12 protein-coding genes are annotated in these 14,007 nt (G+C 70.7%); 5 read left to right on the top strand and 7 right to left on the bottom strand.

The features are described 5' to 3' along the window. Positions 1-30: 30 nt before the first annotated feature. Positions 31-2,583, bottom strand: coding sequence for a helix-turn-helix transcriptional regulator (locus ACT26F_RS12660; RefSeq protein ID WP_471670904.1), 2,553 nt, complete (start codon positions 2,581-2,583; stop codon positions 31-33). A gap of 269 nt (positions 2,584-2,852) precedes the next feature. Between ACT26F_RS12660 and ACT26F_RS12655 the strand changes: the two genes are divergently transcribed. After that, entirely contained in the window at positions 2,853-4,517 is a 1,665-nt protein-coding gene (locus ACT26F_RS12655) for an Ig-like domain-containing protein (RefSeq protein ID WP_471670903.1), read from the top strand. A 63-nt stretch (positions 4,518-4,580) separates the two neighbouring features. On the opposite strand, the gene ACT26F_RS12650 is transcribed toward ACT26F_RS12655, so the two are convergent. Beyond that, the gene (locus ACT26F_RS12650) at positions 4,581-5,144 is read right to left on the bottom strand and encodes an NADPH-dependent FMN reductase (RefSeq protein ID WP_471670902.1); all 564 of its coding nucleotides are present in this window, start codon (positions 5,142-5,144) and stop codon (positions 4,581-4,583) included. A 118-nt stretch (positions 5,145-5,262) separates the two neighbouring features. Here ACT26F_RS12650 and ACT26F_RS12645 point away from each other — a divergent pair, with 118 nt between their 5' ends. Beyond that, positions 5,263-5,436 (top strand): CsbD family protein, encoded by a 174-nt coding sequence (locus ACT26F_RS12645; protein WP_471670901.1) that lies wholly within the window; start codon positions 5,263-5,265, stop codon positions 5,434-5,436. 51 nt (positions 5,437-5,487) lie between these two features. Here the strand turns inward: ACT26F_RS12645 and ACT26F_RS12640 are convergent, their stop codons facing one another. Together ACT26F_RS12640 and ACT26F_RS12635 are read right to left on the bottom strand one after the other, a co-directional pair. Then, positions 5,488-5,937 carry a hypothetical protein gene (locus ACT26F_RS12640; RefSeq protein WP_471670900.1) on the bottom strand — a complete coding sequence of 150 codons (450 nt, stop codon included), beginning with the start codon at positions 5,935-5,937 and terminating at the stop codon, positions 5,488-5,490. Positions 5,938-5,974: 37 nt separating this feature from the next. Further along, positions 5,975-8,329, bottom strand: a complete 2,355-nt coding sequence (locus ACT26F_RS12635) for an ATP-dependent DNA ligase (RefSeq protein ID WP_471670899.1) — start codon at positions 8,327-8,329, stop codon at positions 5,975-5,977. 52 nt (positions 8,330-8,381) lie between these two features. Here ACT26F_RS12635 and ACT26F_RS12630 point away from each other — a divergent pair, with 52 nt between their 5' ends. Beyond that, entirely contained in the window at positions 8,382-9,077 is a 696-nt protein-coding gene (locus ACT26F_RS12630; protein ID WP_471670898.1) for a GAF and ANTAR domain-containing protein, read from the top strand. 1 nt (position 9,078) lies between these two features. Here ACT26F_RS12630 and ku read toward each other — a convergent pair whose 3' ends face one another. After that, on the bottom strand, positions 9,079-9,918 hold the full coding sequence (gene ku / locus ACT26F_RS12625) for a non-homologous end joining protein Ku (RefSeq protein WP_471670897.1): 840 nt from the start codon (positions 9,916-9,918) through the stop codon (positions 9,079-9,081). 17 nt (positions 9,919-9,935) lie between these two features. After that, positions 9,936-10,658, bottom strand: a complete 723-nt coding sequence (locus tag ACT26F_RS12620; RefSeq protein ID WP_471670896.1) for a DapH/DapD/GlmU-related protein — start codon at positions 10,656-10,658, stop codon at positions 9,936-9,938. A 69-nt stretch (positions 10,659-10,727) separates the two neighbouring features. On the opposite strand from ACT26F_RS12620, the gene ACT26F_RS12615 reads away from it, so the two are divergent. Next, positions 10,728-11,378 (top strand): ACT domain-containing protein, encoded by a 651-nt coding sequence (locus tag ACT26F_RS12615; protein ID WP_471670895.1) that lies wholly within the window; start codon positions 10,728-10,730, stop codon positions 11,376-11,378. A gap of 19 nt (positions 11,379-11,397) precedes the next feature. Here ACT26F_RS12615 and ACT26F_RS12610 read toward each other — a convergent pair whose 3' ends face one another. Beyond that, on the bottom strand, positions 11,398-12,288 hold the full coding sequence (locus ACT26F_RS12610) for an SDR family oxidoreductase (RefSeq protein ID WP_471670894.1): 891 nt from the start codon (positions 12,286-12,288) through the stop codon (positions 11,398-11,400). A gap of 172 nt (positions 12,289-12,460) precedes the next feature. Here ACT26F_RS12610 and ACT26F_RS12605 point away from each other — a divergent pair, with 172 nt between their 5' ends. Next, entirely contained in the window at positions 12,461-13,996 is a 1,536-nt protein-coding gene (locus tag ACT26F_RS12605) for a Re/Si-specific NAD(P)(+) transhydrogenase subunit alpha (protein ID WP_471671685.1), read from the top strand. Positions 13,997-14,007 lie beyond the last annotated feature (11 nt).

The raw sequence follows: 14,007 nt of genomic DNA, 5'->3' as shown, positions 1-14,007 counted from the left end.
TGCGACGACACGCGACCGGGCTCCGGACGTCTAGTGCGGCTCGCGCAACCACGTGCTGCCGGCGCGGGCGAGGGCGGCGCGCCCACTCACCCCGACCTTGAGCCCGATGTTGCGCACGTGCGTCTCCGCGGTCCGCAGGCTCAACTGCAGGATCCGAGCGATGTCGCCGGTCGTGTTGTCGCTGGCGAGCAGGAAGAGGATCTCCTGCTCGCGCGGGGAGAGGTCGACGTCGTCGCGGAGACGCTCGAACAGTCCCGCCCGGTCGTAGCCGGCGGCGGTCGAGGCGCGCCACGCATCGTCGGCGACCCGCGCCGCACGCCCGGACTCGCCGCGACGACGCAGCACGAGCGCGCGACTGACCTGCGCCCGGACTGCGAACACCCCGGCGCCGAACGCGGCGAACTCGCTCGCGACCACGGCGAGTGCCTCCTCGTCGTCGGTCGTGACGGCCTGCACGTAGCTCCCGATGGTCCGCAGCAGTCGGCTGTGCGCCGGCGCGGCCCGGTCCGCGAAGGTGCGTGCCCGCTCCGCATCGGGGCTCAGTTCGGCCGCCCGCGCCGCGAGGAACAGCGCACCCGGCAGGTAGCCGCGGTCCAGCCGGTCGTGGGCGCGATCCCACAGGTCGGCGCGAATCTCGATACTGGAGCCGGGGAGCAACGCGGCGAACGCACCGAGGTCCATGCCGGGATACGGACCCGCGCCCGTGTCCGTCGCCGCGGCCTGCGCCGCGAGCGCCCGGGCGTACTCGGGCCGGCCCTGGCCGACCGCGATCTCGGCGCCGATGCCGAGGATCCCGGTGTGGTAGACGTCGCGGAACGAGGCGATCGTGGCCAGCGAGAGCGTCTGGAACAGCAGGTGGGAGGCCTCGGCCAGGCGGCCGGCGATCGCCAGTCCGAGGACAGCGATGTAGGCGTGCGCCTGTGCCGTCGCCGGCGCGGGGTGGCCCCGGGCCATGTCGAACTGCTCGCGGGCGTGCGCGATGCCTCCCTCGAGGTCGCCGTCGAGGACTGCGGCGAGCCCCTTGAGCACGCTGGCGTTGATGAGGAAGAGCCGGTGCTGGGGCCGGAAGGACGCCAGGACGGCTCTCGCGCGGTCCACGTCGCCTGCGCTGATCAGGAGCTCGGCGTGCAGGCCCACGAGCACCTCCCGCGCGGGGCTCCCCTCCGGCAGGCGCTCGGCCTCTCGCTGCACCTCCTCCGGATCGGCGGGGACGCGTTCGCACAGGTACGTGAGGCGGTCCCGCGCGGCACGCAGCAGGGCGATGGCGTCCGGGTGAGTCGACTCGTGCCCGTCGAGCAACTCGAGCGCGCCCGCCAGGTCGGCCTGGTCGATCGCGCGCCAGTAGGCCAGCCAGGCGACCACCGTGGCGGCGTCCTCCGACTCCGCGTCCAACGGGGTGCGATCGGCGACGTCGAGGATCGCCGAAACGGGTGCGCCGACCACGCGCAGCGCGATCAGGTGCTCCAGTGCCGACGCCGGCGTCGGATGCAGCTCCCACATCGTGCGGGTGCGCTCCGCGTCGTCCTCGGCCTGGCGCAGGACCATCTGGTTGAGGACCGCGCCGTCCATCCCCGCCGCGCGCCCGGCATCGAACCAGCCACCGCCGGAGTCCTGCGCCGGACGGCGCGGGTGGCCCGTGACCTCCTCGGCGTGGGCGAGCCCGAACGGTGAGCCCTCGCGACGCAGGAACTCCGTCAGCAGGGGCGGGAAGAGCCCGACCACTCCCTCCGGTTCGGCGTGATGCACCACGCCGGACGTGAAGAGCCGGTCCAGGAGCGTCCGGTCGATCAGCTTCTCGGCGTCCTCCAGCGGTAGCGGTCCACTCAACGCCAGGGTCGTCGCCCCCGCCCACACCTGGTCGTCGCTGCCGGCGAGGTAGGGCGTGACCGCCGAGGCAAGGTGCTCGGACCACAGGTCGCCCGTTGCGAACCACACCCCGTCCTCGAGGCGCAGCGTGCCGGACCGCCGGCCCACCGTCGCGATGGCTCGCACCAGCCCGTGCAGACCGCCGGACTTCATCGCGATCCTGGACACCGTGCCGGTGTCGACCGGCCCACCGAGCACGTCCCGGCACACGCCGTGCACCGCATCGAAGTCCAGGATGGGCATCCGCAGGCGCGCGGCCGGCGTGAGTCCGAGCATCAGGGAGTCGCGGCGCATGGGCAGCTGCGGACGGCTCGACGTCACGGCCGTCAGCCCTGCGTCCCGGGCGACGCCCAGCAGTGCGCCGACCGTGGCGGTGTCGAGGTCGTCGGCGTCGTCGACGAGCACCACCACGCCGCCGCGCAGCCGCTCGGCGAGGACGGCGGCCATCTCGCCGGCCGACCGCCGGGGCGCGGGTGCCGCACCGATCCCCTTCGCGATCAGGGGGGCGAACGGTTCGTGCTGCCACGCCGCATTCCCGGACAGCCGCACGACCGACGCGCCGTCGTCGTCGAGGCGGTCGGCGACCAGGTCGAGGAGCTCGGTGCGCCCCGAGCCGTGCAGCCCGACCAGGTGGACGCTCAGACCGTCGCCGACGCAGGCGACGACCTCGTCCACGAGCGGGGCGAACACGCCCTCGCGATCGATCCGGCCGACCATGACCTGACACTATCGCCGTTCGGGCCCGTGCCGTCCGGCCTTCGTCCGGCCCTGACCGGGCAGCGTCTCGTCCCGTAGTGCCGCGGGCCGTGTACGCAACCCGCCCGGGAGGGACCCGTAGGTCCGTCCTGCGGGGCGCCGGGGCCCCGATGCGGCCCGATCGTGGAGAGGTACACATTCCTCCACACCACGAAAGAACCCACGTGAACACGAACAAGCTCCTCGCCAGCAGGTCGATCGCGAGCCAGGCCTACACATCCCGTCCCGCCATGCGCCGGATCGTTGCCAGCGCCGTGCTCGCAGGTCTGTCGGCTTCGGCGCTCGCGTTCGCCACGCCCGCCCAGGCCGCCTCGACCGAGGTCATCAACGACCTGCAGGTCAATCTCGAGCACTCGCGCGCCAAGGGCCACCATGAGTTCCTGCCCACCGGCGGCGTCTCCATCTGGACCGAGGACAACTCCTCGCAGTCCAAGGCGGCCGGCTACTTCGGCGTCGACGTCCCCCTCGAGGATGCCGGTGAGCCGAGTCTGGACTGGACGACCACGACGGACACCACCGAGCCCGGCCTCCAGCTCGTGACCGATCTCGACGGCGACGGCTCGGTCGACGCCACCCTGGTCGGCGAGCCCGTCTACGACGGCGACTGGTGGATGCCGGCCAAGACGATCGACGAGAACCCCGTCTCGGACGAGTTCTCCGACGCGGCGCCCAGCGAGGGCGGCGGCGGCTCCGAGTGGAGCGGCTCGCTCGACCAGTGGCGCGAGGCATTCCCCGACGCCGAGATCGTCCAGACCGGCTGGTCGCTCGGCTCCGGGCTCGAGGGCTCGGGCACGATCGAGAGCCTCGAGCTCGGCGACACGACGTACACCTTCGTCAAGGCGGAGCGGTCGACGGTCACCGTGCCCAGCACGAGCATGGACATGTCCAAGACCCGCACCAAGGGCCACAACGACTTCTCGTCCCGCGGCGTGAACGTCTGGACCGAGGACAACTCCTCGCAGTCCAAGGCCGCCGGCTACTTCAAGGTCGACACGCCGCTGGACGAGGTCGGCGAGCCGAGCTGGACCATGTCGGTCCTCGATGGCGAGGTCGCCCCGGGCATGCAGCTGGTCACCGACTTCGACGGCGACGGCGTGGCCGACGGCATCCTCGTCGGTGAGCCCGGCGTCTACGGCGACGACTGGTGGGTCAGCGAGGCCCAGCCGTTCGTCAAGGACGGCGCCCCGTCGCACGTCGGCGGCTTCGGCTCCGAGAACCACGGCACGCTGTGGCAGTGGCGCCAGGCGTTCCCGCAGGCGCAGGTGCTGTCGGCCGGCTGGTCGCTCGGCTCGGGCGTCAAGGGCGACGTGCGCATCTCCGACATGACCGTCGGTGCGAAGAAGTACCGGTTCGTCGCGAACCACGCCCCGGTCGCCCCCGGCCTGAACGTCCGCTCGGTCGCGGGCTCCACCCCGGCGTTCAAGCTGGGCGCGACCGACGTCGACGGCGATGCGATCACGTACCGCACGAGCACCCCGGGCGCGAGCATCTCCGGCTCGACGATGAAGGTCTCCGTCCCGCGCGACTTCGTGGGCACCAAGAAGGTCACGTACACCGCGACCGACGCCCACGGCGCGACCTCGACCAACACCGTCCAGGTGTGGGTGAACAAGGCGCCGACGAAGGTCACGCAGTCGGTCCCGGCCAAGGTGGCCAAGGGCAAGAAGGTCTCCGTCAAGGTCGCGGTGAAGTCGACCGGCTCGGTGCGCGGCGGTGATGTCGCGGTGTACCTCGACGGCAAGAAGGTCCGCACCGTCGACGTCGGCTCGTCCGGCACGACCACGGTGTCGCTCGGCAAGGTCGCGAAGGGCAACCACAAGGTCACGACGAAGTTCGTCGGCAGCGACTACGCGCACGGCGCGTGGAGCTCGTCCTCGAACCTCAAGGTCAAGTAGTCGCCACACGTACGGCGGGGTCCACCTCTGGTGGGCCCCGCCGTCGTCGTACCCGCGGCGAATTCAGCGCGAGGCCGACAGAACCTCGTGCAGCTCGAGCAGCTCGTCGAGGGTGGCCTTTGCGCCGCCGGCCATGACCTCGTTGGGTGTGAAGACGCCGTCCTCGACGAACTGGGCGACGAACGGGATCGGGACAGCGGCCTGGGTCGGCATCATCCCGAGGGCCGCCACGACCTGCTTGACCTGCTGGACGGCGCGCAGTCCCGAGGAGATGCCGCCGTAGCTGACGAACGAGATCGGCTTGCGCCGCCACTCCTCGTGCAGGTAGTCGATCGCGTTCTTCAGCGGCGCGGTGTAGCCGTGGTTGTACTCGGGCATCACGAACACGAACGCATCGGCACGCTCGACGGTCGCGCTCCAGCGCTTCGTGTGCTCGTGCGTGTACTGACGCAGCCGCGGGTGGTTTGGCTCGTCCATCATCGGCAGGTCGAGGCCCGCGAGGTCGACGAGCTCGACCTCGAAGCCGTCGTGCTGGCGCGCCAGGTCCGCGAACCACTCGGCCACGGTGGGGCCGATGCGGCCGGGACGGGTGCTGGCGATGAGGACCTGCAGGACGGGCTTCGACACGTGACGCTCCTAGATGATTGAGTCTTCAATTACTTTACCCGGCCGCCCCAGATGCGCCGACCGCATGCCCGTGTTCGCATGGAGAGGACGAACCAATCCACGAGAAGGGGGTCGGGACATGGGACTCGACGACAAGATCAAGAACGCTGCCGAAGACGCCAAGGGCAAGGCCAAGGAGGCCACCGGCAAGGCGACCGACGACGAGCAGCTCGAGGCCGAGGGCAAGACCGACCAGGCGAAGTCGGACCTCAAGCAGGCTGGCGAGAACGTCAAGGACGCCTTCAAGCACTGAGTCCGAGCACGACGAAGGCCCCGGGACTCCCGGGGCCTTCGTACGTCTGGGTCACGCAGCGGGCGGCGTGCCTCCCGGCGGGGTCGCACCCGGCGTCGTCGTGCCCGGCGTCGGGCTCGTCGGATCCGTCCACGTCGAGGCGGTGTAGGTCGGCTGGTCGGACATCTTGGCCCGCACGAACGCGATCGCTCCGGCGGTGCCGGCGGTCACGGCGCCGACGAGGGCCACCTTCTTGGCCGTCGCGAAGCGCTTGGCCTTCTTCGTCTCGACCGGCAGCTTGTCGCTCACCTCGGCGGGCAGCTTGTCGACCAGCCCGTCGCGGACCTGCTTCAGCTCTTCCTTGTCCGGCAGTCGCTCGATGAGCTCGTCGCGCAGGGCCAGCCACTCGTCCTTGTCGGGCAGCTTCTCGATCAACTGATCCTTGAGGTCGAGCAGTTCGGCCTTGTCCGGCAGCTGCTCGACGACGGCGTCGATCTGCTCCTTCACGGTCTTCCTGGACACGATGACTCCTTCGCTGTCGTCGGACTTCCATCGTGACTCACGAGGGGGCCGAACGCACCCCGGCCGCATCCTCGACGACCACCTCGCCGGCCGACTTGTCCGGGCGCAGGCCCCGCCAGCTCGCATGCCGCAGGTGACCGTTCGCGGACCAGTCGCCGAAGACGACCTCACCCACGACCTTCGGGGTCACCCACGTCGCACCGTCGGCCGCGGCGCGCTCGACGTCGTCGACGAACGGCGAGGTCTTGCGCTCGAGGCTCGCCAGGTGCGCTCGCAAGCGCTCGCGGTCGGCCTCGGAGAAGCCGGTCCCGACGCGGCCGAGATAGCGCAGGCCCCCCTCGACGGGCACGCCGACCAGCAACGCACCGACGCCGCGACCCCCGCTGATCGGCCGCCAGCCCCCGATCACGACCTCCTGCACGGCCTGGTTCTTGAGCTTGAGCCAGTCGGTCGAGCGCGCACCCGGCCGGTAACGCGCGGAGCGCCGCTTGGCGACGATGCCCTCCAGCTTGTGCCGCCGGCTCAGGGCGACGGCCTCATCCAGTGGTCCGCCGTGGGCGGGCGGGACCTGCACGACGTCGTCGCCGAGGTCGAGCGACTCGAGTGCGTTCCGCCGCTCGTCGTAGGTCCCGTCGCGCCGCGAGTCGCCGTCGAGCTCGAGCAGGTCGAATGCGAGGTAGCGCACCGGCACTGCCGCGCGCAGCCGCGCCACCTCCTGCGCCTTGGCCACGCCCATGCGCTGCTGCAGCCGCCCGAAGCTCGGGACGCCCCGCTCGTCGAACGCGGCGATCTCACCGTCGAGCACCGCATCGAGACCGAGCCCGCCGAGCGCCTCGACGACCTCGGGGTACTGGGCGCTGACGTCGTTGTGGTTGCGCGAGAAGAGCCGCACCGTGTCGCCGTGCACGACCGCGACGCACCGGATGCCGTCCCACTTCATCTCGTAGGCCCAGCCGTCGCCGGAGGCATCCCGCGTGCCCGCCTGCACGGCCAGCATCGGGGGCACGAAGCCCGCCCGGCCGCCACCGGCCGCCTCGGCCGGCGCCGACTGGTCCTTCATGAGGTGGATCAGCCAGTTCTCGCCGGTCTTGATGAGCGCGAGTCGCCGTGGGACCGTGAGCCCGCCGCCCTCGGAGCCGTGCAGCGTCGCGATCACCTCGTGGTCGTTCCACTTCTCGAGCTCGTAGTGTCCGTGGTCCCAGATCGTGACCACGCCGGCCCCGTACTCGCCCTTCGGGATCGTGCCGGCGAACGTGCCGTACTCGAGCGGATGGTCCTCGGTCTGCACCGCCAGGTGGTTCGCCTCGGGTGAGTCCGGCACGCCCTTCGGCAGCGCCCACGAGACGAGCACGCCGTCGCGCTCGAGCCGGAAGTCCCAGTGCAGCCGGCGCGCGTGGTGCTCCTGGATGACGAACGTCGGGTCGCCCGTGCGCCCTCGGACGACGGAGTCCGGCACCGGCTCGGGGGTCCGGCCGGCGTCGCGCATCGCGCGGTACGTCGCGAGCCGGTCCTGCGCCGGTGGCGCGAGCGAGGCCATCGGGTCGCCGACCTCGGCCAGTCGCGCCGGAACCTCGTCGATCGTCAGGTGGCGCAGGTCGTCGTCGAGCTCGTCCCACGTCCGCGGCACCGCGACCGTCGGGTGCTCGCGGCCCCGCAACGCGTACGGGGAGATCGTCGTCTTGTTGCCGTTGTTCTGACTCCAGTCGACGAACACCCGGTCCTTGCGCTGGGCCTTGGCCATCTGGCTGACGACGAGATCGGGCAGCTGGGCCTCCAGCGCCTGGGCGACCTGCTTGGCGAACGCGTTGACGTAGTCGGAGTCGTGCTGACCCTCCAGGTGCGCGTAGAGGTGAATGCCCTTGCTGCCGCTCGTGACCGGCACGCACTCCAGTCCCACGTCGGCCAGCAGCGCGCGGGCCGCCTGCGCGACCTCCACGCACTCCGGCAGGCCCACGCCGGGCCCCGGGTCGAGATCGAGCACGAACCGGTCGGGATGCTGCGGCACGCCCGTGGCGTCGACGCGCCACTGCGGCACGTGCAGCTCGAGTGCCGCGACCTGCCCGAGCCAGGCCAGGTCCGCGACCGACTCCACCACGGGGTAGTCGTTGGCGTGGGAGCGGTGCTTGACGCGCACCCGGCGGATCCAGTCGGGGGCCGAGTCGGGCAGGTTCTTCTCGAAGAACACCTGGGCGTCCGGACCGGTGCCGTCGACCCATCGCTTGCGCGTGACGGGACGCCCGGCGATGTGCGGCAGCAGCCAGGGCGCCACGGCGACGTAGTATGCGATCACGTCGGCCTTGGTCGTGCCCGTCGCCGGGTACATGACCTTGTCGGGATTGGTCAGTCGCAGGAGACGACCATCGATGGCAACGGTCTGCGCCGAACGTGCCATCGAATGCCTCCTGACTCGTACGATGTACTTCCGTCATTGTGAAGGAGCCCCTGTGTCCGTGCCCGACTTCTTCTCCGAGGTCGCCCTCGAACTGCACGACCAGGACACGACGGAACAAACGGTCGAGCTGATCGCCGAGTACGCCCAGGTCGCGGCCGCCTGTGACGACGCGGGCATCCTGCTGATCCACAGCCGCAGCCGGATCGAGACGGCGGCGTCCTCCAGCGAGCGCGTCATCCGCTCCCACGAGCTGCAGCGCGAGCTCGACGAGGGCCCGTGCCTCGACGCCATCGAGTCCGGTGGCAGCTACGTGTCCCCGGACATCGGGGTCGACTCGCGGTGGCCGCGCTGGGGACCGGCCGTCGCCGACTACGGCATCCGCAGCGCGATGAGCGTCCTGCTGGAGACGAAGGACCGCCGGTACGGAGCACTGAACCTGTACGCCGAGCGCCCCGACGCGTTCGACGGCGACGACCTGGCCACCGCGCTGATCTTCGCGCGGCATGCCTCCGTCGCCCTCGCGAACGCCCACCACGAGCAGGGCCTCACGATCGCGATCGACGCGCGCAAGGTCATCGGTCAGGCGCAGGGCATCCTCATGGAGCGGTTCGACATCGACCCCGACCGGGCGTTCGAGGTGCTGCGGCGCTACTCGCAGCACCACAACCAGAAGCTGCACGAGATCGCCGGCTGGGTCGTGGCGAACCGTCGCAGCCCGATGACGGACTACCCGGGCGCGGCGGACTGAGTCAGGCGCTCGACTTCTTCTTCGGGGCCTTCTTGGCGGCCTTCTTGGCCGATCCGGCGGCCTCCTTCTTCGCCTCGACGCTGCGGCGCAGCGCCTCCATGAGGTCGACGACCTCGCCGCCCTCCTCCTCCTGGGGTCCGAAGGTGGCCTCGGTGTCGATCGTGTCGCCGGCCTTCTTCTTCGCCTCGATGAGGGTGCGCAGCTGCTCCTGGTAGTCGTCGGTGAACTGCGACGCGTCGAAGTCGCCGGCGAGGGACTCGATCAGCTGGCCGGCCATGTCGAGCTCCTTCTGCGTGATCTTCGCGGTGTTCTCCAGCACCGGGAAGTCGGCCGCCCGGACCTCGTCGTCCCACAGCAGCGTCTGCAGCACGAGCACGTCGTCGCGCACCCGCAGCGCGCCGAGCCGGGTGCGCTGACGCAGCGCGAAGGTCACGATCGCGGTGCGCTCCGTGTCCTCCAGGGCGCGGCGCAGCAGCGTGTAGGGCTTGAGGGCCCGCTCCTCCGGCTCGAGGAAGTAGGGCGACCCGAGACGCAGCACGTCGATCTGGTCGGCCGGCACGAACTCCACGACGTCGATCTCGTGGCTGCGCTCGGCCGGCAGCGAGGCGAGGTCCTCGTCGGTCAGCACGACCGTCTGCTCGCCGTCGGCGTAGGCCTTGTCGATGTTCTTGTAGGGAACGACTTCCTTGCAGATCTCGCACGTGCGCTGGTAGCGGATGCGACCGCCGTCCTCGTCGTGCACCTGATGCAGGGAGACGTCGTGGCTCTCGGTGGCCGAGTACACCTTCACCGGCACGTTGACCAGCCCGAAGCTGATGGCACCCTTCCAGATGGCTCGCATCAGGCCAGTATCCGCCGTCAGCTGCGCCAGCGCGAGCGCTTCCCCCGCTGCGGTTCCGCGGGCGTGATCGGGACGAAGCCCGGATCGTACGGTTCGAGGTCGGGGAGGCGCTCGTCCAACTGGTCCATCGCGCGCGGCAGGTCGTCGAACGCCACGCCTGCCAGCTGGTTGGGCGAGAATCGCCACCACGCGAGGTCGAGCAGCCGCTCACGCACCGCGGGGTCGACCCGGTCGCGGATCGGCGCGGCGGGGATCCCGCCGACGATCGAGTAGGGCGCGACGTCCTGGGTGACGACGGCCCCGGCGGCGACGACCGCGCCGTCGCCGATCGTCACGTCGCGCAGGATCACGACCTTCGCCCCGATCCACACGTCGTTGCCGACGACGGTCGGCTCGCCGCGGAAGGACGCCCGACCACCGGCCTGCGGGTCGACGACCTGCGACCGGTCGGCGGAGGGATGCCAGCCCCACGTCGCCTGCTTGTACTGGAACGAGTTCACGCCGAGCCACGTCAACGGATGGCCCGTCGCGCCGATGAGCACGTCAGGCGCGAACTCGCAGTAGCGGCCGATCGTGGCCGACTGCGACTCGATGCCGTGCGCGAGGCTCGTGAACGCCCCGACCCGGGTCTCTCCGCCGCGGATGAGCAGGTCACCGAGCATCCGGACCGGCGGCTCGGCGAGCAGCTGCGAGGCGCCGACGAGCCGCAGTCCCTCGGTGCCGCGTGCGTGTTCCACCACGGGCGCCAGCCTACGGGCGTCGGACCCCGATTAACCGCGGTGCAACACCGAGGCGGAACAATGGGCCCCATGGCGTTCCTGTTGCGCGTGGAGCTCCCGGACGTCCCGGGCTCACTCGGTGCCCTCGCGACGGCACTCGGCGCCGCCGGTGCCGACATCGAGGCGATCCAGATCGTGGAGCACCGCAGCGACGGGGTCGCGGTCGACGACGTGCTGCTCGAACTGCCGCCGTCGGTCATGCCCGACGCGCTCGTCACGGCGTGCCAGGCGAACGAGGGCGTGCGCGTCCACTGGATCAGCCGCTACACCGCCGGCGCCAACCTCAGCATGGACCTGGAGGCCGTCGAGACGTTCACGGAGGAGCCCGATCTGGCGATCGAGCGCCTCGTCGAGGTCATCCCCGCGACGTTCCGCACCGACTGGGCGATGGCCGTCGGTCCGGGGGAGGAGGGACCGGCGTTCCTGTTCGGCTCGCCGGCCGCCCCGAAGCTCGTCGGGGAGTGCGCCGACTGGCTCTCGATCGGCTCGCCCGGCCCGCTGCCCGGGATCGACGCGTGGGACTCGACCGAGCTGGCCGGCTGCCCGGGCCGGACCCGCGGCGGCACGACGTTCGTCGTCGTGGTCGGCCGCCACGGAGGTCCGGAGTTCCTGCCGTCGGAGATCGCCCGGCTGGGCCACATGATCTCGCTCGCCGCCTCGGTCCAGGCCGAGGGCGACTGAGTTCGGGCCCCCGAGCCGGCTACTTCTGCTTCGTGATCGGCACGTGGGCGTGGTGGTAGCGGCCGAGCGCGGCCACCTCCTGCTCCAGCGACGGCACCGTCTTGCGGGTCAGCATCCGGATGTACGGCCACGCCACGGGCGAGTTCACGAGCGCCTTGCCCCAGTTGGCGAGGATGACGCCCTTCGGCACGTAGATGCGCGACTTGCGCTTGGCCAGGCCCTTGAGGATGCGGTCGGCGCACACCTCGACGTCGGTCGTGGTGTTGGCGGGGTACGGCAGCTTGGCGCGGATCGCCTTGAACGTCGGCAGGTCGTGCTCGGCGTTGCGCACGATGTCGGTGTCGATCCACGACGGGTGGCAGATGCCGACCTTGATGCCGAGGTGGGCGACCTCCTGCTTGGCGGAGATCGCGAGGGACTCGCAGCCCGCCTTGCTCGCCGCGTACGAGCTGAGGCCGGCGATGTTGGTGAACGCCGCGAGCGACGACACCGCGAGCAGGTAGCCCTTCGTCTTCTGCAGGTGCGGGATCGCGTACTTCATCGTGCGGAAGACGCCGTTGAGGTTGATGTCGACGACGCGCTCGAACGCCTCCTCCTCGATCTGGCGGACCGTGCCGTACGAGGCGATGCCCGCGTTGGCGATCACGTGGTCGAGGCGACCGAAGTACGCGGCGGCGCTGTCGACGGCCACGCGGACGGCGTCGCCGTCACGGACGTCGGCCTCCCACCACGCGGCCGCGTCGCCCAGTTCGTCGCTGAGCGAGGCCAGCAGTTCGGGCTCCAGGCCCACGAGGGCAACCTTCCCGCCGTGCGCGACGTACCCGCGCGCGACATGGGCCCCGATGCCGCGTGCGGCGCCGGTGATGAGTGCGACCTTGCCGCTGAACTGCTGGGGCTTGAGAGTTGCCATGCCGACAAGATACCGACGGTATGTGACATGTGCCACCGTTAATGTCACATTCGTCGTGACGAGTTCGGCGCCCGTTCGGGGCTCGTCTCACGTGACACGGGTCACGTCCTGAGCAGGGTGGGTACCCGCTATCCTCTGCCAGATGACCACCCCGGACACCGAACTCGGTTCCATGCGGATCGGCGTCGTGAAGGAGAGCGCTCCCGGCGAGACCCGGGTCGCGGCGACTCCGGCGACCGTCAGGCAGCTGACCGACCTGGGCTACGTCGTCATCGTCGAGCGCGGCGCCGGCGAGGCCTCGAGCTTCACCGATGCTGCCTACGAGGCGGCCGGCGCGTCCCTGGCCGACAAGCCCGACACGTGGGCCAGCGACGTGATCTTCAAGGTGAACGCGCCGTCGGACATCGAGATCGCGTTGATGCTCGACGGCGCCACGCTGATCAGCCTGATCAGCCCGGCGCTCAACCCCGACCTGGTCGAGAAGCTGGCGGCGCGGCCGATCACGGTGATGGCGATGGACGCGGTGCCGCGGATCTCGCGCGCACAGTCGATGGACGTCCTGTCGTCGATGGCGAACATCGCCGGCTACCGCGCGGTCGTCGAGGCGGCGCACGAATTCGGACGGTTCTTCACCGGCCAGGTCACGGCGGCGGGCAAGGTGCCGCCGGCGAAGGTCCTGGTCGCCGGTGCGGGTGTGGCGGGGCTGGCCGCGATCGGTGCGGCCTCGGCCCTCGGCGCGGTCGTGCGAGCCACGGACCCGCGTCCGGAGGTCGCCGACCAGGTCAAGTCGATCGGCGGCGAGTACCTCGAGGTGGTCGTCCCCGAGGAGCAGAAGGAAGTGTCCTCCGACGGCTACGCGAAGGCCACGAGCGAGGCGTACGACCGGCGGGCCGCCGAGATCTACTCCGAGCAGGCCGCCGATGTCGACATCGTCATCACGACGGCACTGATCCCGGGCCGCGCGGCGCCGCGCCTGCTGACGGCCGCCGACGTCGCGTCGATGAAGGCCGGCAGCGTGATCGTGGACATGGCCGCGGCGCAGGGCGGCAACGTCGAGGGCTCGGTCGCGGGGCAGAAGGTCGTGACCGACAACGGCGTCGTGATCCTGGGCTACACCGACCTCGCGGGACGGTTGCCCACGCAGGCCTCGCAGCTCTACGGCACGAACCTCGTCAACCTGATGAAGCTGCTGACGCCGGGCAAGGACGGCCAGGTCGTCCTGGACTTCGACGACGTCGTCCAGCGTGGCGTCACCGTCGTCAAGGACGGCGAGAAGACGTGGCCCCCGCCGCCCGTGCAGGTGTCCGCGGCACCGGCCGCCCCCGCCAAGGAGCCCGCGCCGGCACCGGAGCCGAAGCCGCCGACGAGCCCCGGCGTCAAGTACGGCCTGCTGGCCCTGGGCGTGCTCGCGTTCCTGTGGGTCGTGGCCGTCGCCCCGGGCGAGCTGCCGCAGCACTTCACCGTGCTGCTGCTGTCGATCGTGATCGGCTACTACGTGATCGGCAAGGTCCACCACGCCCTGCACACGCCCCTCATGAGCGTCACGAACGCGATCAGCGGCATCATCGTGGTCGGCGCCATGCTGCAGATCGGACTGGACGACACCACGATCCGCACCCTGGCCTTCGTGGCCGTGCTGCTGGCCTCCATCAACGTCTTCGGTGGCTTCGCCGTGACCCGACGCATGCTCGGCATGTTCAGCAAGTGAGTGAGTGACCT

It is taken from the genome of Aeromicrobium sp. SP1, from assembly GCF_055663785.1.
This window is presented reverse-complemented; position numbering and strand designations above follow the sequence as displayed.